General features: G+C 67.7%; 18 protein-coding genes, 1 pseudogene and 1 riboswitch. Of the genes and pseudogenes, 15 read left to right on the top strand and 4 right to left on the bottom strand.

Annotation, left to right across the window (positions count from 1 at the left end):
• From Rai3103_RS08935 to Rai3103_RS08925, 3 genes are all read left to right on the top strand, one after another.
• Positions 1 to 3042: a type I restriction endonuclease subunit R gene (locus tag Rai3103_RS08935; RefSeq protein WP_153572308.1), complete on the top strand. Its 3042-nt coding sequence runs from the start codon at positions 1 to 3 to the stop codon at positions 3040 to 3042.
• A gap of 79 nt (positions 3043 to 3121) precedes the next feature.
• Positions 3122 to 4669 (top strand): hypothetical protein, encoded by a 1548-nt coding sequence (locus tag Rai3103_RS08930; protein ID WP_194793065.1) that lies wholly within the window; start codon positions 3122 to 3124, stop codon positions 4667 to 4669.
• Positions 4670 to 4750: 81 nt separating this feature from the next.
• Entirely contained in the window at positions 4751 to 5344 is a 594-nt protein-coding gene (locus tag Rai3103_RS08925) for a hypothetical protein (protein WP_153572306.1), read from the top strand.
• Here Rai3103_RS08925 and Rai3103_RS08920 read toward each other — a convergent pair.
• The 3 genes and pseudogenes from Rai3103_RS08920 to Rai3103_RS08910 form a co-directional block, all read right to left on the bottom strand.
• Positions 5301 to 6002 (bottom strand): hypothetical protein, encoded by a 702-nt coding sequence (locus Rai3103_RS08920; RefSeq protein ID WP_153572305.1) that lies wholly within the window; start codon positions 6000 to 6002, stop codon positions 5301 to 5303. The two genes, Rai3103_RS08925 and Rai3103_RS08920, sit on opposite strands and share 44 nt — an antisense overlap.
• 29 nt (positions 6003 to 6031) lie before the next feature.
• Positions 6032 to 7345, bottom strand: a complete 1314-nt coding sequence (locus tag Rai3103_RS08915; RefSeq protein WP_153572304.1) for an MFS transporter — start codon at positions 7343 to 7345, stop codon at positions 6032 to 6034.
• Between the two features lie 50 nt (positions 7346 to 7395).
• A pseudogene (locus tag Rai3103_RS08910) lies at positions 7396 to 9023 on the bottom strand (helicase HerA-like domain-containing protein).
• Between the two features lie 341 nt (positions 9024 to 9364).
• Between Rai3103_RS08910 and Rai3103_RS08905 the strand changes: the two are divergent.
• The 5 genes from Rai3103_RS08905 (at position 9365) to Rai3103_RS08885 (ending at position 12077) form a co-directional block, all read left to right on the top strand.
• Complete coding sequence (locus Rai3103_RS08905) at positions 9365 to 9574, top strand: hypothetical protein (protein ID WP_153572303.1); 210 nt, start codon at positions 9365 to 9367, stop codon at positions 9572 to 9574.
• A 235-nt stretch (positions 9575 to 9809) separates the two neighbouring features.
• A complete protein-coding gene (locus Rai3103_RS08900; protein WP_153572302.1) occupies positions 9810 to 11261 on the top strand; it encodes a radical SAM/SPASM domain-containing protein in 1452 nt (483 codons plus the stop codon).
• 20 nt (positions 11262 to 11281) lie between these two features.
• Positions 11282 to 11521, top strand: a complete 240-nt coding sequence (locus Rai3103_RS08895) for a PqqD family peptide modification chaperone (protein ID WP_153572301.1) — start codon at positions 11282 to 11284, stop codon at positions 11519 to 11521.
• Positions 11522 to 11537: 16 nt separating this feature from the next.
• Positions 11538 to 11849: a 4Fe-4S binding protein gene (locus Rai3103_RS08890; protein ID WP_153572300.1), complete on the top strand. Its 312-nt coding sequence runs from the start codon at positions 11538 to 11540 to the stop codon at positions 11847 to 11849.
• 6 nt (positions 11850 to 11855) lie between these two features.
• Positions 11856 to 12077, top strand: coding sequence for a hypothetical protein (locus Rai3103_RS08885; protein WP_153572299.1), 222 nt, complete (start codon positions 11856 to 11858; stop codon positions 12075 to 12077).
• Positions 12078 to 12365: 288 nt separating this feature from the next.
• Here the strand turns inward: Rai3103_RS08885 and Rai3103_RS08880 are convergent, their stop codons facing one another.
• Positions 12366 to 12818: an SHOCT domain-containing protein gene (locus Rai3103_RS08880; protein WP_153572298.1), complete on the bottom strand. Its 453-nt coding sequence runs from the start codon at positions 12816 to 12818 to the stop codon at positions 12366 to 12368.
• Positions 12819 to 12983: 165 nt separating this feature from the next.
• On the opposite strand from Rai3103_RS08880, the gene Rai3103_RS08875 reads away from it, so the two are divergent.
• The 7 genes from Rai3103_RS08875 to Rai3103_RS08845 all read left to right on the top strand — a co-directional run bounded on the left by Rai3103_RS08875 (position 12984) and on the right by Rai3103_RS08845 (position 23149).
• Positions 12984 to 14315 (top strand): sensor histidine kinase, encoded by a 1332-nt coding sequence (locus Rai3103_RS08875; protein ID WP_153572297.1) that lies wholly within the window; start codon positions 12984 to 12986, stop codon positions 14313 to 14315.
• A 7-nt stretch (positions 14316 to 14322) separates the two neighbouring features.
• Positions 14323 to 14997, top strand: a complete 675-nt coding sequence (locus Rai3103_RS08870) for a response regulator (RefSeq protein ID WP_153572296.1) — start codon at positions 14323 to 14325, stop codon at positions 14995 to 14997.
• Positions 14998 to 15272: 275 nt separating this feature from the next.
• Positions 15273 to 16496, top strand: a complete 1224-nt coding sequence (locus Rai3103_RS08865; protein ID WP_153572295.1) for a UDP-N-acetylglucosamine pyrophosphorylase — start codon at positions 15273 to 15275, stop codon at positions 16494 to 16496.
• A 139-nt stretch (positions 16497 to 16635) separates the two neighbouring features.
• Positions 16636 to 18024 carry a phosphoglucosamine mutase gene (gene glmM / locus Rai3103_RS08860; protein WP_228488811.1) on the top strand — a complete coding sequence of 463 codons (1389 nt, stop codon included), beginning with the start codon at positions 16636 to 16638 and terminating at the stop codon, positions 18022 to 18024.
• Between the two features lie 3 nt (positions 18025 to 18027).
• The gene (locus Rai3103_RS08855; RefSeq protein WP_153572294.1) at positions 18028 to 18963 is read left to right on the top strand and encodes a hypothetical protein; all 936 of its coding nucleotides are present in this window, start codon (positions 18028 to 18030) and stop codon (positions 18961 to 18963) included.
• Positions 18964 to 19437: 474 nt separating this feature from the next.
• Positions 19438 to 19595, top strand: a riboswitch (cyclic di-AMP (ydaO/yuaA leader).
• Positions 19594 to 20484 carry a C40 family peptidase gene (locus tag Rai3103_RS08850; RefSeq protein ID WP_153572293.1) on the top strand — a complete coding sequence of 297 codons (891 nt, stop codon included), beginning with the start codon at positions 19594 to 19596 and terminating at the stop codon, positions 20482 to 20484. It overlaps the preceding riboswitch by 2 nt.
• Positions 20485 to 20653: 169 nt before the next feature.
• On the top strand, positions 20654 to 23149 hold the full coding sequence (locus Rai3103_RS08845) for a transglycosylase domain-containing protein (protein WP_153572292.1): 2496 nt from the start codon (positions 20654 to 20656) through the stop codon (positions 23147 to 23149).
• Positions 23150 to 23623: the final 474 nt, after the last annotated feature.

Below are 23623 nucleotides of genomic sequence, written 5' to 3'. Positions count from 1 at the left end.
ATGGCCGGCCTGGACGAACGGAACTCGGTGCAGCAGCCGATCGTGGACCGGCTGGTCGAGCTTGGCTGGACCCACGTCCCAGGCGACCGGCTGGGCCGGGAGATCGAGCAGGTGTTCCTCGAGGCTGATCTCGTGGCCGGGCTGGAACGGCTGAACCCGCTGATCGATCAGGAGCCGGGCCGGGCGGGTGAGGTCATGAAGGAGCTGCGGGCCCTGACGTTGGCGGTCGAGGACGACGGGCTGGTCGAGACGAACCGGGCGATGGCGCAGTGGTTGCGGGGGCTGCGGACGCACAAGTTCGCTGGCCTGCCCCGCCACGTCCCGGTCCGGCTGATCGACCTGGAGCATCCGGGCAACAACCGGCTGGTCGTGGCCGATGAGGTCACCTACGGAACGGTCGGGCGCAAGGCGCGCTTCGACATCGTGCTGTACGTCAACGGGATCCCGCTGGTCGTGATCGAGTGCAAGACCGCCGTGGACCGCAAGATCTCCTGGCTCAAGGGCGCCCGTGAGGTCGCCGACCACTACCAGCCCGGATGGCCGGCGTTCTTCGTCCCGAACGTGTTCAACGCGGCCACCGAGGGCAAGGAGCTCGCCTACGGCGCGACCGGGGCGCCGCTGGACTTCTGGGAGCTGTGGGGGCCGGCCCGCACCGGCCCGAAGCTCGCCGACGTCCTGGAGTCGGTCTCCAGCCTGCTGGCGCCGGCCACGGTGTTGTCGTTGCTGGATGACTTCACGCTGTATGAGGAGCCGCAGGACAACCTGGGTGGCGGGTTGAAGAAGCTGATCGCCCGCTACATGCAGTACGACGCGGTCCAGCTGATGGCCGCCCGTGCCCACGACGGCCTCAAGCGCCGCGGCCTGATCTACCACACTCAGGGCACAGGCAAGACGCTGGCGATGGTGTTCGCCGCCGCGAAGATCCTCCGCGACCCGGTGCTGGAGAATCCGACGATCGTGCTGATCGCCGACCGGGTGCAGCTGGTCAACCAGATGTGGGACCAGTTCCGCACCACCGGCATGCCGCGCCTCCTGACCCCGGCGACCGCGACCGATCTGCGCTCAAGGCTGGGCGACAAGGAGCACGGCGGCACCGACCAGCGGGGCCTGATCTTCTCCACCGTCCACAAGTTCGCCGGCGCCCCCGCCGACCTGAACACCCGGCGCAACATCGTCGTGTTGGTCGATGAGGCCCACCGCACCCAGGAAGGCGGGCTGGGCCTGACGATGCGCGCCGCGCTGCCCAACACGCTGTTCTTCGCGTTCTCCGGCACCCCGCTGGCCGAACTGGACCGCAACACCTTCGCCACGTTCGGCGACCCCGACGACCCGGGCAAGGCCCTGCACACCTACACCTCCGACCAGGCGATCGCCGACGGCGTCGTCGTCCCGATCCACGTCTCCCCCCGCCTGGTGCGCTTCCAACTCGACAAGGACAAGCTCGACGAGGCGTTCCAGGAGCTTGCCGCCGAGGAGAACCTGTCCGAGGAGGAAGCCGACATCGTCAGCCGGCGCGCCTCGCGGGTCGGCACGTTCTTCTCCAACCCGGCCCGCATCGAGGCGGTGTGTGCCGACATCGTGGAGCACTTCTACTCCACCGTCGACCCGCTGGGCATGAAGGCCCAGATCGTCGTCTACGACCGGGCAGCGTGCGTGGACTACCACCGCGAACTCACCCGCCTCCTCCAGGCCCGCTACACCGCCGGGGAGGCGCTGGATGAGGCCGCGGTCGACATGACCCGGGTCGGGGGCAAGGACGACGACAAGGACTGGGACGACTACGGGCTGACCGAGTCCCAGGAGGAGGACCTGCTGAAGCGGTTCCGGACCTTCGGGGACCCGCTGAAGTTCCTGATCGTCACCGCCAAGCTGGGCACCGGCTTCAACGCCCCCATCGAGGGCGTCATGTACCTGGACAAGCCACTGAAGAAGCACACCCTGTTCCAGACCATCACCCGCACCAACCGGACCTGGAAGAACCCCCAGACAGGCCAGGAGAAGCGCTACGGCCTGGTCGTGGACTACGTCGGCCTGGGCGATGGGTTCGCCCGCGCGATGGCCCCCGCGAACCCGGACCAGGAACAGCGCAGCATCGACATCGACGGGCTGATCGACGCCTTCGAGGGCGGGCTGAAGCTGGCGATGCGCCGCTTCGCCGGCCTCGACATCACCCACGTCGGCGCGACCACCCTCATCGATGCCCAGCAACGCGTCCCCGCCGAAGACCTGGACGACTTCGCTGCCGAGTTCAACATGCTGGAAGGCATCTGGGAGGCCGTCGCCCCCCACCCCCGCCTGCTGGCGCACAAGGACCCCTACCGGTTCCTCGCCAAGGTCTACGCCTCCCTGCAGCCCTCAACCGTCAACGACGACGTGGTCTGGACCCGGGTCGGCGCGAAAACCCTCGAGCTGGTCCACGCCCACATGGGCGAGGTCACGATCGACGCCGACCACCCCACCGTGGTCATCGCCGACGCCGACACCATCCGCCGCCTGTCCGAGGAGGGCCTGCTGCCCGACATCACCGACGTGGAGCACAAGAGCGCCGATGAGGTCATCGACACCATCGCGAACCGCCTCAAGAAGCGGATCGCCGGGCCCAACGGCGACCACGTCATCTACCGGTCCCTGGCCGAACGCCTCGACAGCCTGCGGGAACGGACCCTGACCGCCGCGGAGAACTCGATCGAATGGCTGCGTGAACTGTTCACCGTCGCCAAAGACCTCACCGCCGCCGAGAAGGCCGAGGACGAGCAGGGCCGTACCGGCCTGGACCTGCTCCCCAACCCGAACATCGGTGCCCTCACCCAGATCTTCCGCGAGTATGCCCCACCCGAGACCCCGACCATGATCGAACGGGTCGTGACCGACATCGACGCCCTGGTCAGCCAGATCACCGCCGGCGACCGCGACTGGCTCAACGCCCAGAAAGCCGACCGCGCCGTCCGCCGCGGCGTCCGCGTCGTCCTACGCAAATACGAACTCCACACCGTCAACGGACTCTTCGAACGCGCCTACGACTACATCGCGGAACACTACTGATCATCAAGAGTTCCTCGATTCCATCATCCGCATCGAACGCTCCCGCAGGCAAGAAGGACCAACGAGAGGACAGGACGGGATGCATATCACTCGAAACGAAGCCGAGGTAGCCCTCGCAAAGACGGACGGTCAGACTTTCGAAGCTTTCGCCCAGTCGTTCATTGCGACCACCCTCGGTCACACTTACGTGCCACTGGGGGGCATGCACGATGGCGGAGCAGATGGAATCATCCTCCGAAACACTTCTCAGATCGAAAATCGCCCCACCCATTTCTTGCAGGCGAGTATCGAAAAGGATGCAAAGTCGAAGATAAAGAAGACTATCGCCGCACTTCAGAAGAATGGCCGAACAGTTCATCAACTGACGTACATAACGTCGCAGCAAGTTCCGAAACTCGATCTGATCGAGCAAGAAATATCAGACGAAATCTCAGTAGGCGTCAGAATCAGGGACCGCGAGTACATTATCGCTCACTTGAACGACTCTTCCCGACACCAGGCCATTTTTCGTGAGGATTTTGGCCACTACCTCGAGCATCTACGTAGCTTGGGGAGCGCGCCCCTCCCAACCCAGTCTGCCTACATGCGAGACCCGACCGTTTTCGTCTTCTTGCGCCAGCAGTCAGATCGCGAGGAAGACGAGCCCTTCATGGATTCGGTTACTGACGCCTTGTCCCTATGGGCACTCCACGATACCGATCCGGACAACGGCCAACTAATGTCGGCACAGGATGTCCTCAACAGGGTGCTCGAAGTCCTGCCTTCGATTGAAGGACTGCTCACAACCGACCGTATCCTCTCGCGGCTCAAATTACTATCGGCCAAGTCTGGCAAGCAAGGTCGCCAGGTTCGATGGTATAAAGCGTCCAACGAATTTGCTTTACCGTTCGAGACACGCCAGCAGCTGTCGGCCCGGAACGCAGATGACGAGGCGCTACAGATCCGCGTCGTGGACTATTTGACCACCAGGGCCGAAAAATACTGCGAGGGAGGCGTGAACCCCAAGGGGGTTGGTTCGGCGGCACTCGTGGCCCTACAGAAAACCTTTGAAAGTCGAGGACTCCAATTCTCTGCCTTCCTATCGAGTGGCGAAACAAGTCCTACGCTGCCAGATCTCGACGAACCTGTGCGGTCGGCTGTCGATGAAGCCTCTCCAGGCCCAGCCCTCCGGGAGAACTTCTTCATCGCAACACTGGCCACCGTTAGGGATTGCCTCTATAACGGCGGAGATGATGAGCGCGAATACCTGCGCCGACTTGCGAAGACCTATTCGATGCTGTTCGTACTACGTCAGGATCCTAAAGTCGTCGAATACCTGGAAGATATGACATCCAATTTCACATTGTATGTTGGGACTGACCTTCTCGTTCTAGCAATGAGTGAACGCTATCTGGATCGCGAGAATCAATCCGCCACCAACCTGTTGGGCATGGCTCAGTCGGCAGGTGCTAGGTTGATTCTTACCGAACCTGTACTGGAGGAAGTTGTTACACACCTGAGAGCAGCGGATAGAGAATTCGAGCACTACTATTCAGGGGTTGAAGGGCATCTGCCGACCGAACTTTACGGCGAGATCCCCAAGATAATGATCCGCAGCTACTTCTACAACCGTACTGCCGATCATTGACCCAACTCGTGGCCAGCCTTTATCGATCAATTCTGTGACTACAGAACCCTTCATAAGCCGACTGCAGAAGAAGATATACGCTTGTATCTGCTGGCAAAGTTCGGCATGGAGTATGAATCCCGGACCACCTTGGAGAAGATCACCGATGCCAGTCAGGTTCAAATGCTGACTGAGGCACTGCTCGCAGAGAAGACCAAGTTTGAATTGGCTGAAAACGACGCGATGATGGTTCACGCTGTCTACGGAAAACGCTCTGCCAACGGCGAGGATTCAGGTGCAACGGTCTTTGGCCATCATACATGGTGGCTCACAACAGAGACTCGAGTGTTAAGTCACACACGTGAAGTTGTCGCTGACCACGCCGGTGCGCGCTACATGATGCGACCCGACTTTCTTCTGAACTTCTTCACCTTGGCACCAAGTATGGCTCAGGTTCGCCGGACCTACCAGCATCTCTTCCCATCAACGCTGGGACTTGAGCTCTCTCGGCGCATGAATTCGACAGTAGTTCGCCAGATACTTGACGAACTGAAGGAGGCTGAGAACTACGATGAGGCGCGTCGACTGAGTGTGATGTCTAGAAGCGCTGATAGGATTAAGTCAGACTTCCGTCGACGACATATCCGCTCTCTTAATCCAATAAAGCCGGTAACTCAGTGGACCAGCGGCGATTGAGGCCCTGGATTCCGTGAGTCACGGACATGCGAGTCGGGGCCGGCGTGACCCCGTTATACGTGGCCCACGTCGCTGCCGCCTCCACCGCCGCCTCCGGCGAATCGACATACCGCGACCGCACGTTCGGCAACGTCAGACTCTTGTGGACCTTGCCCGCCGCATACCAGAACGGCGCCTGGTCGCCCTGCGGCCGCAGCGCCACCGAATACCCCACCACCACATCCGTGGTCCCGGCCGCGTAACGGGGCCGGGACAACACCCCCGCCCGCCACAACGCCCGCACATACCCCGCCTCCGAGGTCGCCTGCGTCGCCGCGCCCAACATCAACCGACGCAACGCCTCCACATCGGTCTCGCCCACCACCCGCGACCCGTCCTGGCCGACCGTGGCCGCCCGCTGCACATCGACCATCGAATACGCCTGGAAATCCCGCTGCGCCGCCACCACCCCCACCGGCGCGAACCCGTACGCCTTCTCCAACGCCCGACGCGCGTCCTGCGACCGCTGCACCGAGCGGAAATTCGACGCCCACGTACCGTCCTCACGCACCAACCCGACCACGATGTGAATGTGATCGTTGTCGCCCGACGACAGGCCATGATGAAACGCCGCCCACCGACACGCCGCCTTACCGTCCGACCCGTCGAACCCCATCAACGCCGCATAATCCCGGGCGACCCCGACCCCTACGACTCATGGTCGACGTGCTCCCGCAAAGGCTCAGCCAGCCAGAGACGGCCCCGATCCCTCGCCGCCCCGATCACGGTCACCACCATCACGACGACCGCCACCAGCACCACCAGGAACGAGGGACCCCATGCGTGCAGGTGGTCGTGGACCCACCCCATCACCACCGGTCCGGTCGCTGCGGCCGAGTAGCCGATGGTCTGCACCATTGCGGTGAGGCGCCGGTTGTCGTCGACTGTGCGCGTGCGGCGTACGACGATGACGAAGACCAGGGTGAAGAAGGCACCCTGCGCCAGACCGCCGAGCAAGCTCCAGGCCATCCAGCCTGCGGGAGCGAGCACGATGCCCAGCGGGAGCACCGCCCAGCTGGCTCCCACCAGTAGGGCGGTGCGGGTCAGCGACCAGTGGCGCCCGTCGACCAGCCAGGACGTCACGAACGGTCCCACGATGCCGGCCGCCTGGAAGATCGAGGCCCCGACACCCGCCGAGCTCGCGCTCAGGCCACGGAGGTCGACCAAGGCCCGCGGCAGCCAGGACGTCACGGCGTAATAGGCCAAGGTGTGGCCGGAGAAGGCCGCGGCGAGCAGCCAGGCCAGAGGCGAGCGCAGCAGCGGGGCCCCGGGGCCGGCCGTGCGCAGCTGGGCCCGGCCCTGACGGACGGTCTGCGCCGGCGCCTCCTGCCCGGCATGACGGCGGAAGACTCCTCGCGCGCCGCGGAGACCGGGCGGGTAGACGATCAGCCAGACGACCAGCGCGGCGCCGCCGATGATCGTGCCCCAGAGGGCCGAGGAGCGCTGCCAGCCGACGACCATCGCCACCGGGACGGCCGTCGCCGTGGCCAAAGTCACCGCGATGTTGATCGTCGCCGAGGACGCGCCGGTGAGCAGCGCGGCGCGGTGCCGGTACTGGCGGCTGATCAGCATCGGCATGCCCAGATTGCCGATGGTCAGCCCGAGCCCGATCAGCAGGGTCCCCGCGTACAGTCCGACGATTGTGCCCTCGACCCGGACCAGGGAACCGATGATCACCGCGACGAGTCCCCAGCTCACGGCATGGTTGATGCCGATCCGGTGCACCAGTTGGGAGACCAGCGGGGTGAGCAGACCGAAGCACAGCACCGGGATGCTGGTGAGCAGGGCCGCCTGGATCGTGTCCAGGTGCAGCGCTGACTGGAACTGCGGCAGCAGCGGCGGCACGACCGCGACGGGTGCCCGCAGCACCAGCGCCATCAGCAGCAGGGCAACGACCGGGACCAGACCCCAGATCCGCGCACCGCGTGACGACGAGGCGACCGGTTGTTCGTTTGTCAGCACAAAAGAATCCTATCGGGCGAGAGAGGGCCCGACGGACTTTCGCCGAGCCCTCAGCGTCGCCGGCCCGTCCCGAACAGTGACCGGGCGATCTCCCGAGCCGCCGACCGGGCGACCTGACGCACCAGCGTGTTCTGGCTGATCTCCTCGATCAGGGACTTCTCCCGCCGGGTCGAGCGGGCCGGTGGCGTACGTTCCGGCTCCGCGCGGGAGCCTCGCTCGGCCTCCCGCTGGGCGGCGGCGTCCGCCTTCTCCTGCGCCGCCTCAGCCTTGGCCCGTTCGGCATCCGCCTTCGCCTGCTCCGCAGCGGACTGTTCCGCGGCGGCGGCCGCCGCTCCTGCTTCGAGCTTGGCGCGGAGCACCTCGTACGCCGATTCGCGGTCGATGGCGCTGCCGTAGCGCGCCTGCTGGGGGAGTTGGCCACCGCAGTATCCATCGCCGGAGCGTCGAGCGGCTGCATCGACGCCTGCGGCGCCCGCATCCGGGTCCAGGCCACCGGCGTGGGGGCGCCGTCGGGGTTGAGGACGGTGACGATCGCCTCACCGATGCCGAGCTGCTGGAGCCGTTCGGCCAGGTCGTAGTCGGTCTTCGGGTACGTCGCCACCGCCGCCTTCAGCGCCTTCGCGTCGTTCGGGGTGTGGGCGCGCAACTGGTGCTGGACGCGCGACCCGAGCTGGGCCAGGACGTCCTCGGGCACGTCCTTCGGCGACTGGGTGACGAAGAAGACGCCCACGCCCTTGGACCGGATGAGTCGTACGGTCTGCTCGATGGCGTCCTGGAACGCCTTCGAGGCGCCCTCGAACAGCAGGTGCGCCTCGTCGAAGAAGAACACGAGCTTGGGCTTGTCCAGGTCGCCGGCCTCCGGCAGGTGCTGGTAGAGGTCCGCGAGCAACCACATCAGGAAGGTGGAAAACAGGGCGGGCCGTTGCGCCAGGTCCGGCAGTTCGAGCAGCGAGATGAGGCCGCGCCCGTCCGGCGCGAGGCGCAGCAGGTCCTCGGTCTCGAACTCCGGCTCACCGAAGAACTCCTCGCCGCCCTGCGCGGACAGCGCCGAGAGCTGGCGCTGGATGACGCCGACGGTCGCCTTCGAGAGGCCACCGAGGTCGGCGAGCTCCGGCTTGCCCTCATCGGAGACGAGGAACTTCAGCAGTTCGTTGAGGTCCTTGAGGTCGAGCAGCAGCAGGCCCTTGGTGTCGGCGTAATGGAAGACGAGGGTGAGGGACGACTCCTGGGTGGCGTTGAGCCCGAGCACCTTCGACAACAGCAGCGGCCCGAACGACGTGACGGTGGCGCGCAGCGGCACGCCCTTGCCCTGACCGCCCAGGGCGTAGAACTCCACCGGGCACGCGGCAGGGACGAACTTCTGCCCAATCGCCGCCGTCCGGGCGAGCAGCTTCTCATTCGCCACGCCGGGGGCCGCCACGCCGGACAGGTCGCCCTTGAGATCCGCGGCGAACACGGGGACGCCGGCGGCGGAGATCTGCTCCGCCATGAGCTGCAGCGTCTTCGTCTTGCCGGTGCCCGTCGCACCGGCGACCAGCCCGTGCCGGTTCAGCATGCTCAGCGCGAGCCGGATGGTGATGTCGGGCAATGGGGTCCCCTCGTCGACGAGGACGCCCAGTTCGATGGCGTCGCTGGCGAAGGTGTAGCCCGCACGGATGACCTCGTTGGCATCGCTCATGGCCACAGGCTATCCAGAACCCGCGCCGATATCGCGACCATCGCTCCTGCTGCCTCAGCGCACCGCTCGGACGCAGGACCTGTTCCTGTGACGATCTCACGCACCGTCCCGACCTGAGCGTCGCAGACAGCGACAGTGCCAGCCGCACGGGATGCGAGGTGCTTGACGTCGTGCGGCCGCCCTCGCCTCGAGGGGTGAGCACGGGCAGACGGTCGGCGGAAGGCCCACAGGAAAGTATCGACTTTTGATCCACAGGAATTCATCGACTTTTGATCCCCCTTATCAATGGCAGCCGGAACTGGTTGACAGCCGCCCATCCGGCCCCCTTTAATCGTGGGCATGTGATCGACCTCACAAGGAGAGGAAGTGAATACCTCGTGACGGAACCCAGCAAGACGCCGACGGATCCGCAGAATGACCCGATCCGCGTCGACGTCAAAGTGACCCGCCAGCAGTTCGAGCCACCGACTCTGAACGAGCCGAATCTCATGCGATCCGACATTTGCCTGTGCGATTGCGGAAGCAAGGCCGGCGGCGGCTCCGGCGGCTAGTTCCCGGTGTCGCCGAGAAAGACACCTCGGCGAACTGAGTCACAGCGACCGGAGAATCCCGCCGGTCACGTACGAAAAGGAGGAACAGTGGCCGAGAAGAACACTCCACCTTCGAAGCAGTTCGAGGAACCGGAACTGCCGGATCCCAACGCGCTTCGGAGTGATCCGGGCTGCTCGTGCAAGTGTGGAGAGGAAACCGGAAGTGGCGGCGGCAAGGGTTGACCTGCCCCCCGCAGTGGCTACGGCCGAGGTCGGGGACGAGCAGTTTCTGGAGCGGCTGCTCGTCCCCGCCCGACTGTCACTGATCTGCCGAGGGGACAACGTCCTGGGGTACAACCCAGCTTTCAACGTATGGCACCGGATCGATCCCGCGGCAGCGGCGATGTTGCGATGGCTCCGCGCCGGCCGTGACCGGCAGGGCCTACGCGACTACGTGGCGCGCCACACCCCTCTGGGTGAAACCGGCGAACCCCTGATCAGGACGGCGGAGAAACTCGTGCTGCGCCGCCTGCTGTATCTCGACCACGAGCCGGCACTGCAGCCCGTGGTCCACCCTGACGCACCGCTCGGGACGGTCTACTGGATCACCACCCAGAAGTGCAATCTGCGCTGCACCTACTGCTATCAGGACGCTGCCCGACCACGTGCCGAGGAACTGTCGACCGACGAGGGGAAGGCGGTCATCGACCAGGCCCACGCGGCGGGCGCGCAGACGTTCGTGTTCACCGGTGGTGAGCCCTTCTCCCGTCGGGACCTGCTGGAACTCGCGGCCTACAGCAAATCCAAAGGGCTGCGGACCAATGTCATCACCAACGGCGCGTTCATCAACGTCCACAACATCGACCGGGTGGCATCGATCTTCGATCTGGTCACCGTGAGTCTCGACCACCTCATTCCGGAGCACCACGACCGCATTCGCGGCCATCGATCCTGGGAGAAGGCGATCCGGGCGATCGACCTGCTGCTCGAGGCCGGCGTCTCGGTCGACATCAACAGCGTGCTCTCCCGGCACGGGATCGAGGACCTGGCCGCACTGGTCGGGTTGCGGCGGGCCAAGCGGATCGGGATGCACAAGATCGTGCCGCAGTTCCCGATGGGCCGTGGCGGCACCAGCCGCGGTGACGAGCTGAGCGCCAACCAGCTCCTGGGCCTGAGTGACCAGATGGCGCAGGTCTCCGGCGCCAGCCGGCCCGGCACGCCAGGAGCCACCGAAGAGGAGTCCACGCCGTCCGGCAAGGGAGACGTACGGGACCATTGCGGGGCCGGGCTGAGCGAGGTGTCGGTCGATCCGGAGGGCTGGGTCTATCCCTGCAAGCTCCTGCAGTACCCGGAACTCCGGGCGGGCAACATCCGTGACACCTCCATCGCGACCCTGTACGCCACGGACCCGATCCTGCAGAAGGCCCAGGCCTCGACGTCCGACGTCCTGCCGACCTGCCGGACCTGCATCATCCAACGTGGCTGCGGCGGCGGATGCCGGGGCATTCATTACTCGTTCACCGGCCACTACGACGAGGCGGCACCCATCTTCTGCAGCTACCTTCGCCGCACGTTCGAAGTCAAGGCCTGGCGTTCGACCGGGGAGGTGCCCGCGGCCCGGCGGAACGAATGGGCCGATCCCTCCATCGACGGCTCGAGCACGCCGGCGGTCATGCTCGGAATGCCGACACTGCGGAGCAACCCATGAGGTATCAACATTCCCCGGGGGTGTTCCATGAATGGCTCGACGATTCCCTGGTGGTCTGCGAACCGGTGTCGGGGGACATTTACACCTTGGCCGGCAGCGGTGCCGAAATCTATCAACTGTATGCCGACAAGTCCGACGATGAAGTCCTGGCGGAACTGTCCCGCAGCTATCCGGACGAACCGCCGAGCAATCTCGCCCATCATCGCGATCTGTTCGTGGCCAAGCTGGTCGCGGCGGGGTTGATGACGCGCTCGGATTGACGAAGAAGGAGTAATCATGGCCGCCAGCATCGGCACGACCTGTATTCGCTGCGGGGCCTGCGAATGGGAATGTCCCACCCAGGCGATCCGCCCCGGCCCCGAGCGACCGGTGGTCGACAGTGCCACCTGCACGGAATGCTTCGGCTTCCACGGCGAAAGCCAGTGCATGGTGGTCTGTCCGACCGGAGCCATCACGCTGGACTCCACCAGCACCGTGGAACTGTCCGCCCTCTACACCCGGTTGCGCCCGGACCGCGACCCGACGGACACCGATCTCTGGCACAAGCTGGAGGCGCCGAGTGTCAAGCTCACAGGTCTGAGGGGGTGACGACCCATGACGACATCGACACCCGGTGACTCCCCGAGCGATCGGCCCACAGACCCGATCCGCGTACAGGTCACCGTCAACGGCGAGCCCGTCACGCTCGACGTGAAGGTCGCGCGGCAGTTCGAGCCGCCGATCCTCCCCGAATCGGACCTGCGCTCTCGAGAGGACTGCTGGTGCACCTGCACCTCCCCCAGCGCAGGCCTCGGTACCGGCATCGGGGGCTACTGACCTCCATCATTTCGTTCCAAGGAGAGGCTGACATGGCCAAGAATGACCAACCACCAGCGAAGCGGTTCGAGGAGCCGGAACTCCCAGCCGCCAATACCCTGCGCAGCAACAATCCGGGCTGCTCCTGCAAGTGCGGGACAGAGACCGGCAGCGGGTCCGGCTCAGGGTGACCCACCACGACCGCCCCGACACACGATCGGGCTCTCCGGCACGTGCCGGAGAGCCCGATCGTTCTGGCGTCCCGCCCTTCCCACATGACAGGACCTGCTCCTGGGAGACCCCAGGGGGTTATGACTGGCCGCCCTCTCCCGGGGTGGTCTTGTCCTCGGGGCCCATGTACGGCATGCCCGCGGTGGGGTCGTCGCCCTGGGCCTTGGTGGCGCGCAGGATGTTGACCCGCGCCTGGTAGTCCTCCGGACTGATGTCGCCGGCGGCGAGGCGATTGGCGAGCGTACGCAGCGCTTCGTCCTCGGGGGCCGGCGGGGCGAACGGCCCATGGTGGTGCGGGTGCGGATGACCGGGGGCACCCTCGGGGCGACCCTCACTCCAGCCGAAGAGCGGCGTCCCACGACGCTCCGCCCGCTTGTACAGGTAGATCAGCGCCAGGACGAGAATGAGCGGGCCGATGAACATCAGAATCCCTCCGAAGATGTGGTGGCCGTAAGCTCCATGACCCATCATGGGGCCGCCGGGCCCGCCGTAGTAGCCCGGCATCACCAAGGGCAGCAGCGAGTTGAACATGACTCCAGTCTGCGTCGGACCTCCACGTCGCACATCGGCCCGCGGGCGGCACTTCACGTACGCCCCTCGACGTACGCCGACCCATCGCGGTGACGTACGCCGCCGCCGAAACCTACGTCGCCGCGGCGATGGTGCCCCCTCGGTTCCCTCCGTACGATCGGAAGCATGGAACTGCGCCCCGGCCTGCCCGCCTCGGGGCCGGACTCCCCCGATGGACGCTTCCATGCCCGGCACCGGGCGATCACCGCCGTGGTCAGCGCCGTCGTCGTGGCCTGGTTGATGCTCGTCGCCGCCCTGCCCTCGACGGCGCAGCGCAGCATGCGCTCCCACATGCGCGGCCAGTCGATGATGCCCGGGCGGTACGACCCGTACGACCCCCGCTATCCCGACCCGACCGGCCCCTGGGCGCAGGCACTGGTCGAGTCCCCCTGGCTGCCGCTGCTCGTCGGCGCCTGCGTCGCGGTGGGCGTCGGCCTCCTGCTGCGCTACGTCCGGCCCCGGCTGGCCTACGTGCTGGTCCTGGCCGGCGTGACGGCCTATCTGCTGGCCGGTGGATCGCTGCCGTTCGCCCTACCGGCCCCCGCGATCGCGCTGGTGGCCCTCTCCGGCAGCCGTCCCGGCCGCTCGTGGACCGCGTGGGTGCTGGCGCTGGTGCCGATGCTGTGGGCCGTCGGTTGGCGCCAGCCCTACCTCGGCCTGACCAGTGCCTGGCTCTACCCGGCGATCATCTTCGGCTTCGCGGCGATCCTCGTGCCGACCCTGATCAGCGAGATGCGGCGCAGCCAGGTCAGTGTCCGTCGGCAGGCGCACGAGGAGGAGATGCAGCGCGTCGCCTACCAGGAGCGGCTCCGGCTCGCCCAGGACCTGCACGACGTGGTCGGGCACAGCCTGTCGACGATCTCCCTGCAGGCCGGGGTGGCGTTGCGATTCCTCGACGACGACCCCGCACAGGCGCGCGCTTCCCTGGAGGCGATCCGGACCAGCGCCAAGGACTCCCTCACCGATGTCCGCCGGACCCTCGGCATCCTCCGGGATCCCGAGGAGGCGGCACCGCTCGCACCCGGCCCGACGCTGGATCGGCTCGACGACCTGGTCGCGCCGCTCATCGCCGGTGGGGCGGCGATCACCCTGCACCGCACTCCCGGACTGGTGGCCGGCGTTCCCACCCCGGTCCAGCAGGTCGCCTACCGCATCATCCAGGAGGGCCTGACGAACGCCGTCCGCCACGCCCCGGGCACACCGGTGGACATCACGATCGGCCGCAGCGGTGACCGGCTGCGGATCGAGGTGCGCAACGGTGGACCGGCGCCGGCCCATCGGATCGTCGAGGGCAACGGCCTGCGCGGCATGCGCGAGCGGGTCGCCACGCTCGGCGGCGTGCTGACCATCGACGACGCCGGGCCCGGTGGCGTCGCCATCCGGGCGGACCTGCCGCTCGGGCGCACCGCCACGCCGGGATCCGTGACACCGACCTCCGCGGCACCCTGGCAGGTATAGAGAGATCATGACCGACGAGCAGCCCAGCAGTCCCATCACGGTCCTCATCGCCGACGACCAGCCGTTGGTTCGGATGGGCCTGCGGGCCCTGGTCGACGCCGAACACGACATGTCGGTGGTCGCGGAGGCGGGCACCGGGGTGGAGGCGGTGGCACGGGTCCAGGAGTTGCATCCCGACGTCGTGCTGATGGACATCCGGATGCCCGAACTGGACGGCATCGCCGCCCTGCGCCGGATCGGGGCGGATCCCACCTGCACCTCGACCCGGGTGGTGGTGCTGACCACCTTCGAGCTCGACGAGTACGTCTTCGCCGCACTCCAGGCCGGCGCCGCCGGCTTCCTGGTCAAGGACTCCGAGCCGGACGACATCCTGCGCGGCATCCGCCTCGCGGCGGGCGGCTCGTCCCTGCTGTCCCCCAGCGTCACCCGTACGGTCATCGCCTCGTTCACCGGCGCCACCCCGACCGTACGCTCCGACGGGCGCCTCGCCGTGCTGACCGAGCGGGAACAGGAGGTGCTCGCCCTTGTCGGTGAGGGGCTCAACAACGCGGAGATCGGCGACCGGCTGGTGGTGAGCACCGCCACCGCCCGGACCCATGTCAGCCACATCATGGCCAAACTCGGGGCCCGGGACCGGCCCCAGTTGGTGGTGATCGCCTACCAGACCGGGCTGGTGCGCTGACGCCGGCACACCGCCCTGCCGCATGCCCTGCCGCATGCCCTACCGCATGCCCTGCCGCACTCGCACCGTTCGACAGGGGGCACAGTGCCAGAAACGTTCCATAGGGCTGCCCTATGACACTTTTCTCCCACCGTGCCACCCCCTGGCCGCAGGCGCTGCGTGGCGATGGCCCGGCTGCGGCCCGGCTGTGCCCTTACCGCGACGATGCGGCGCAGCAGGTGCCGCGCAGTTAGACTCGACCCGGCCGGCGCCCGCCGGCGGTGGGAGGATCGTCCATGCAGGGGAAGCCCCGCGGCTTCGACAAGGCCATGCAGCTCATCGAGCGTGGTGTCGACATCCCCAATCCCTGGAGCCTCGACATCGGCGACGACGTCGATCTCGACCGGATCTCCTCCGACGGCGTGACGATCCACCCCGGCTGCCGCCTCCACGGTGCCGCGACCGTCATCTCCGCGGGCGTCCACCTGGGCGAGGAGGGCCCTGCCACCGTGCGGGACTGCCGGCTCGGCCCGGGCGTACGACTCAAGGCCGGTTACTTCGACCACGCGGTGTTCCTCGAGGGCTCCTCGATGGGGCTCGGTGCCCACGTCCGGGAGGGCACGCTGCTGGAGGAGCAGGCCAGCGGCGCCCACACGGTGGGCCTGAAGCAGACGATCCTCTTCCCGTTCGTCACGCTGGGCAGCCTGATCAATTTCTGCGACGTCCTGATGGCCGGCGGCACCAGTCGCAAGGACCACTCGGAGGTCGGCTCCGCCTACATCCACTTCAACTTCACCCCGGACGGCAACAAGACGACCGCCTCGACCTTCGGCGACGTGGCGCGCGGCGTGATGCTCGACCAGCCCGCGATCTTCCTGGGCGGCCAGGGCGGCACCGTCGGCCCGGTCCAGGTCGGCTTCGGCACGGTCGTCGGCGCCGGATCGATCCTGCGCGACGACGTCCGCGAGGACGGTCTGCTGGTCCTCACCCCGGCCCCCGACGGGGTGAGCCGGCCCAACACCCCCCGGCGCTACAAGCGCCTCGCGCCACTGCTGGAGAAGAACCTCGGCTACCTCGCCGGCCTGGTCGCCCTCGAGGCGTGGTACCGCACGGTCCGGACTCCGTTCTTCGCCCAGCAGGAGTTCGGCCCCCTCATGCTGGAGGGTGCGCTGGAGGTGCTGGCCGGAGCCCGTGCGGAGCGTACGAAGCGGCTGGCCGCCCTGATCGCGACGATCGAGCCGGACACCGACGGCCGCCGCCAACTCGTCGACCGGCACGCCGACCTCCTGGCGTCCTGTGCGCCGGACCAGGTGCCCGGCCACCTTCGCCAGGCGCCGGCCGCTCTCGTCGGCCCGCTCACCGCCGCGGCGCAGGCCGGCACCGGCTACATCGCGGCCGTCCAGGCACTCGAGTCCCCGGCGAAGGAGGCGGGCACGGCCTGGCTCCAGGCGATGATCGACGACACGTGCCGCCGGGCGGCCGCACTCGTCCCGGACATGGGCCTCTTCGAGGCCGACTGACACAATCACCGCGGCAGGTCGGGCCCCGGACCCCAACCCGGCCCCGACAGGACATGGCCGCGCACACGACCAGGGCAGGCGACCGATGAGCACCCGCGAGGCAGGTCGGGTGGGTGCCAGCAGGAACACCGTCGGGTGAATGACCCGGCACCAGAAGGAGACACAGCAGATGGGCAAGTTGTTCGGCACCGACGGCATCCGTGGCGAGGCCAACAAGTATCCGATGGACGCGATCACCGCGTTCCGGCTGGGGCAGGCCGTCACGCATGTGGTGAGCCGGGACAAGCCCGCAGGACACCGGGTGCGGATCGTCATCGGCAAGGACACCCGGATCTCCGGCGACATGCTGGAGGGCGCCCTCGAGGCCGGCGTGACCTCGATGGGTGGCAATGTCGAGATGGTCGGCGTGCTGCCCACCCCGGGCATCGCGTACATGACCGAGTCGATGCGCGCCGATGCCGGCTTCGTCGTCTCCGCCTCGCACAACCCGTACGAGGACAACGGCATCAAGGTGTTCGCGGGGACCGGCTTCAAGCTCTCCGACGAGGACGAGCGGGAAATCGAGGAGCTGATCCTCGGCGACGGGCTCGACGCTCTGGTCGCCGCCCCGCACGACCTGGGCAGCGGCCACCGCCTCGACGATGCCGTCGGTCGCTACACCGTCTTCCTCAAGAACACCTTCCCCCGCGACCTGTCCATGGAGGGCTTCAAGGTCGTCCTCGACACCGGCAACGGCGCGACCTACCAGGTGGGTCCGGCGATCTTCCGTGAGCTGGGCGCCGACGTCACCGTCATCCACGATGAGCCCAACGGCTACAACATCAACGACAACTGCGGCTCCCAGCACACCCAGGACCTGCGGGCAGAGGTGCTGCGCACCGGCGCCAATGTCGGTCTGGCCTTCGACGGCGACGGCGACCGGCTGATCGCCGTCGACGAGCTCGGCAACGAGATCACCGGCGACCAGATCCTCATCGTCTGCGCCAACCAGCTGCACGCCGAGGGCAGGCTGAAGAACGACCTCCTGGTGTCGACCGTAATGAGCAATCTGGGCATGGTGCTGGCCTGCGAGAAGTACGGCTACAAGCACCACGCAGCCAAGGTCGGCGACCGCTACGTCCTCGAGGACATGCGCCGACTGGGGGCGAACCTCGGCGGCGAGGACTCCGGACACGTCATCTTCCTCGACCACCACACCACCGGTGACGGCGAGCTCACCGCCCTCCAACTGGTGGCCACGATGCTGCGGACCGGCAAGCCGCTGTCCGAGCTGGCCGCGGCGATGGACGTCTTCCCGCAGGTGCTGCTCAACATCGACGTCACCAGCAAGCCGGAGATCGACACCATCCCCCAGCTCGTCACCGCCATCGCCACGGCCGAGTCCGAGCTGGGCGGCCGGGGCCGGGTGCTGGTGCGCTACTCCGGCACCCAGAACCTCTGCCGCGTCATGGTGGAGGGACCGACCGTCGATGTCACCAACCGCTACGCCGAGTCGATCGCCGCCGTCGTTCGCGCCACCATCGGCTGACCGATGTCGTCCCCCGACCGCGCGCTCACCGAGCTGGCGGAGCGGGCGCTGCGTACGGTCGCCTCGCGCGGGCCGCAGACCGGTTCCCAGCTGCAGGAGGTGCTGGGGACCGGAGGCATCCCGCTGTGGAAGGCGTGCATGGGCGACCCGCGGCTCGCCCATCGGGTGGTCGGCCGGCATTACGTACGTCTCGACCTCAAGCTCGAGGGGTACGTACGGCTCTCCCCCTCGATCCTGCGCGAGTTCCTCACCTACACGGTCGTCGGGCCGGCGGACGAGCCGGCAGCGCTGGACGAGGCGGCGGCGCAGTTGGCCGACCACATCGCCCAGGTGAGCCGTCGCAAGCTCTACACCGCTCGGCGGATCATGGACGACCTCACCCGGACCTTCCTGGCCGATCCGGAGCTGGCGCCCCATTTCTGCGTTGCCATCGCCGGCGACATCGTCTACGGGATGGCCCACGACGTACTCCGCCCCGAGCGCTCCACCGGGATCCTCGTCCAGGGCTCCGACCTCGACATCGTCGTCCTGATCGGTGACGACGCCCCGGCGGGGCTCCTCGAGGCGCTCGACGAGGCGATCTACGCCAAGAAGTACTTCTACCTACGCAGCCCTGGCTTCCGCGAGGAGATCGACTACGTCGTCAAGTCCCTGGCGACGCTGCGCACCCAAACAGCCCTGGCCGACTTCCACGCCATGGTCGCCTGCAAGGTGTGGAACGAGAGCGCCTTCCTCTGCGGCGACGAGGCCCTCTTCGGACAGGCCAAGGAGGTGCTCGCGCAGGCCGGGGTGGTGGACCAACTGGCGGCCTTCGCCGCGGAGGCCGAGGTGACCAGGCGGATCCACCGGGAACGACTGCTCACCGTCCCCGTCGAGGCACTCCGGGACGACGACCTCGGCCTCTTCTACACGGCCGAGGAGTCCGAAGAGTTCCACTGAGCGGCACGCCGGAAGAATTCACCCGGTCGTTGCCCGCCCGACACCGTCCTCGCACCGCGCGACCGCCCGTTCGCCGCCTTTGAGACGGGTTGCCCGAGGCGCGAGACCCGTGATCGTACGGTGATCGCACCGAGATCGCAGCGTGACCTTGAACCCTGACTCGACGCTCTCATGTGAACTGCCTCACAAAGTTTTCAGGCTCTTCCCGAGGGACTGATCGGCGGCGACGGAGCTCGACGCCAGCCGCGAATTGGCGCCCTGACAAGGCGATTCAGTGGCAAGGACGGAACCCTGCCCACACCCCTGAGGGCCCGACCACCTGCTGGGTGGGAACCCTGGGACACCCCTTCGACACCCGGAGGCGCCGTTATCGGTTTGTGATCTTGCCTGGATTCGGGTTAGCGTGACGACCGCGTGGGGACACCAGGAACCGCGCCGCGGGCGGTCCGCCGAGTTCTGCCGCCACCCGCGTTCTTTGTCATCACGCTCAGGCAGAAGCGGGGGAACCACTTGTGACCGACCAACCAGGCCGGCCTTGGGGTGAAGCCGACGGGGACCATCACATCCCCCGACGCCGGGTGCCTCCCACCCGAACCCGACAGCTCACTTCGCAGGCGTAACGGAGGCCTCATGTCGCAGTTCCTGTCCACCACCACTCCCCGTCGTAGCGCCGGCCTCGCCGGATCGCGCACCTGGCGCGCCAATGCCGTCGCCGCTCACAGCGCCGGCTTCGCCGACACCTCGATCGCCGCACGCGCCGGCGTCGCCGCCGTCGCCGGTCTGGTCACCCTGGGTGTCGCCACCCCGGCCGCCCACGCCGAGGGCTCCGCTCCGGCGGGTGCCACGACGACCACGACCATGGCGCCCATCTCGGCCCCGGTCAACACCGCCCCCCGCCCCAGCTCGACCGCGGGCACCCGCACCACCACCGTCGCCCTCAACGTGCGCACCGGCGCCGGCACCCAGTTCTCCCGGGTGACCACGCTCGCGTCCGGCACCAAGGTCACCACGACCGGCGTCACGGTCACCGACTGGACCCAGATCGACTACCAGGGCGCCAAGCGCTGGGTGGCCACCCGCTATCTGAGCGACGGCGTCCCGCACGCCGGCAGCTCCCCGAGCGGGACGAGCGCGGCCACCTCGACCAAGGCCTCGGCGTCGGTCGACACCTCCTCGCTGTCCGCCAAGCGGGCCGCGATCGTCAAGGCCGCCTACCGCGGCATCGGTTCGTCCTACGTCTACGGCGGCACCGCGTTCGGCGCCTGGGACTGCTCCGGCTTCACCATGTGGGCGTACGCCCAGGCCGGCATCAGCCTGCCGCGCACGTCGTACTCGCAGCCCGGCGCCCTGCAGCGCACCAGCACCCCGCAGCCCGGCGACCTGGTCCTCCAGAACGGTGGCGGCCACGTCGGCATCTACGTCGGCAACGGCATGATGATCTCCGCGCTCAACCCCCGCGAGGGCACCCAGCTGCACCCGGTGAGCTGGATGCCGGTCAGCGGTTACTACTCCGTGTCCTGATCGTCACACCCCCCACGGTGACGTTCGACGACGCCCTCGGCCTGGCCGGGGGCGTCGTCGCGTGGGCCGACGTCGCCGGACGGGGTCGGCCGTCAGTTACCGTGGGCCGGGGCCGTGAGCCGGAGCCGCCCCACACCGTACGTTCCCTCCCCCGGTCCTCGAGGTGGTCATGACCGACGAACACCATCCGTCCCCCGACGTCCCGCAGCCGACCCTCCCGGGGTCGGCACAGCCGGTCGCAGCGCCAGGGACCTATCGTGCTCGTCTCCACGCCCACCGGGCAGCCCTCGCGGCGAGCGCTGCGGGTGCGCCAAGCACGACCACGCAGGATGCCGCTGCGGATGCCGTGAGCGACGGGCGGACCATCGCCACCGTGGCCGCGGACACCGAGGACCCCCTCGAGGCGTGGTGGCGCCCCATCCCGACGCCCGCACCGGACCCGATCCGCTCCAGCCTCGACACGGGCCTGCCTGCCCCCTCGTCCGCATCGTTCGGCGGAGGCGCCGAGGGCACCGCCACCGGCGCGGCCCCCGAGGCACCGTCCGGGATCCTGTCCCCCGGGTTTCCCTTCCCCGATGGGGACCCCGTCGCCCGCCACCGGTACGGACCCGACGGCCCCCAGGATTCACCGTCGTACGAACGGGCCGGCGAGGACCCCGAGAGTCTCGGCGACGTCGCCTCGGTCCGCTCCCGGTGGGGTCACCCTGGCGCCGAGGACGGGACGGCTCAGCCGCGGCTGCGGGATCGCCTCCCGCGGGGGCGCCGACTGGCCGGCCTCATCGTCGGCATGCTCGCCCTGGTCGTCCTCGGCACCGCCGCCGGCTCCGGCATGCTCTACGCGCGGGCCGACCTCACCGACACCAACAAGGCCTTCACCAGCAACACCACCTCGCTCTACTTCGGCGACGGGAAGACCGCGCTGAGCACCCTCGTCGTCCAGAACCGCACCACCATCCCGTACGCCCAGATCCCGGCGTCGATGCGTGACGCCGCGGTGGCGGCGGAGAACCGCTCCTACTGGACCGACCCCGGCGTGTCCGTGCAGGGCATGGCCCGCGCCACCCTGGCGATGGTCAGCGGCAAGCAGGTGCAGGGCGGCTCGACCATCACCCAGCAGTACGTCAAGCTCGTCTACCTGTCGCAGGACCGTACGCTCACCCGCAAGGTCAAGGAGATCGCGTACGCCCTCAAGGTCGCCAACACCCGGTCGAAGGACCAGGTCCTCGGTGACTACCTCAACACCGTCTTCTTCGGCCGCGACGCGTACGGCGTCCAGGCGGCGGCGAAGGCGTGGTTCGGCAAGGACGCCAAGGACCTCACTATCGGGCAGAGCGCGGTGCTCGCCGCGGTGATCCAGAACTCCTCGATCCTCGACCCCTCGATCGACCCGGAGAACCTGCCGCGGCTCCAGGCCCGCTACGAGTACGTGCTCTCGGGGATGCTCGAGATGGGCAGCATCACCCGGGCCCAGTACGACCAGTTCCACAACCACCTCCCGCCGACCCCGGTGCAGACCCCGGAGAAGCGCTACCAGGGGCCGCAGGGCTTCCTGGTCAACATGGTCGAGCAGGAGCTGAAGCGGCTCGGCTTCACCGAGGCCCAGATCAACGGCGGCGGACTGCGGGTGACCACCACCTTCGACCCCAAGGCGCAGCAGGCCGCCCAGGACGCCGCCCAGAAGTACCAGGCCAAGGCCGCCGGCAACGTTCCCGGTGCCCCGGCCGGTGACCTGCACGCCGCGATCGCCTCGGTGGACAGCCGGACGGGTGAGGTGCTCGCCCTCTACGGCGGTGACGACTTCGTCAAGAACTCCCGCAACTGGGCGACCACGGCCCGGATGACCGGGTCGACCTTCAAGGCCTTCGGCCTGGTCGCGGGGCTGCGCGACGGATTCACGCTGCGGTCGACCTTCAACGGCAACACGTTCCAGCTCGACCGCCAGCCGATGCCGGTGCGCAACGAGTTCAACACCAATTACGGCCCCGCGGTGTCGCTGCAGTACGCCACCCAGGAGTCGATCAACACCGCGTTCGTCGACCTGGTGCACCAGATGCAGGGCGGCCCCAAGAAGGTGATGAAGGCCGCCAACGATGCCGGCGCGCCGAGCGGCACCGGCTGGGGCAACTACGACCGGATGGTGCTGGGCGAGCCCGAGGTGAGCCCGCTCAACATGGCCAGCGCGTACGCCACCATCACCAACGGCGGCATGCGGTATTCCTCCCACGTGGTGCGCGAGGTGCGCGACATGAGCGGCAAGGTGTTGTACAAGACTGACGCCAAGGGTGAGCAGGCGATCGAGCCCGACATCGCCCGTGACACGACGTACGCCCTGCAGCAGGTCACCACACAGGGCACCGGCACCTCGGTGTCCGCCCTGAACCGGCCGGTCGCCGGCAAGACCGGCACCGCCGGCGTGGAGGACAAGATCTACGCCGCCTGGTTCGTCGGGGCGACACCGCGGGTCTCCACGGCCGTGATGTACGTGGCGGGCGGCGACGGGCAGTCCGACCTGGATCCCTACGCCATGCCGGGGGATCGTACGTTCTTCGGCGCCGGCTATCCGGCCAAGACCTGGCTGCAGTACATGTCGGTGGCGACCCAGGGGGACCCGGTCGAGAAGTTCGCCGAGCCGTCGTACGCGGCCCGGCCGCGGCTGCGGGGCTGAGCGGGGGCTCCCGCGGCCCCGCGGATGATCCGATGCCCCCACCCCCAGGCCCGCGGATGATCCAGCCTCCAGCCGCCACCTCGCGGATACTCAAGGAACTCGCGGACCTCACAACGGCAGCGAGAAACTGGAGTGTCCGCGAGGGCTCACGCCGCCCCCATACCGTCCGCGAGGGCTCACGCCGCCCCCATACCGTCCGCGAGGGCTCACGCCGCCCCCATGCGCACCATCCGCAGCAGCCCCTGGGCACCCCATTGCGTCGTGGTGGCCTCGGTCCGCGACGAGCTGGCCGGGCATCCACAGGATCCGGTTTACGGTGGAATACCAGCGCCCTGTGACCCATCCCACGCGCGCTCCAATCTGAGAGCGTGACGTGAATCACTCAGTATGAGCTGTGAATACCCTCCAGGGGTAGCCCTCACACCGCAGAACGACGCGGTTCCGCCCTGTAGGCCTCACAGGAAAGCCTTACCT

The sequence above is a fragment of the Raineyella fluvialis genome (assembly GCF_009646095.1).
Classification (GTDB): domain Bacteria; phylum Actinomycetota; class Actinomycetes; order Propionibacteriales; family Propionibacteriaceae; genus Raineyella; species Raineyella fluvialis.
The sequence above is the reverse complement of the archived record's forward strand: the minus strand, read 5'-3'. Positions and strand labels throughout refer to the sequence as shown.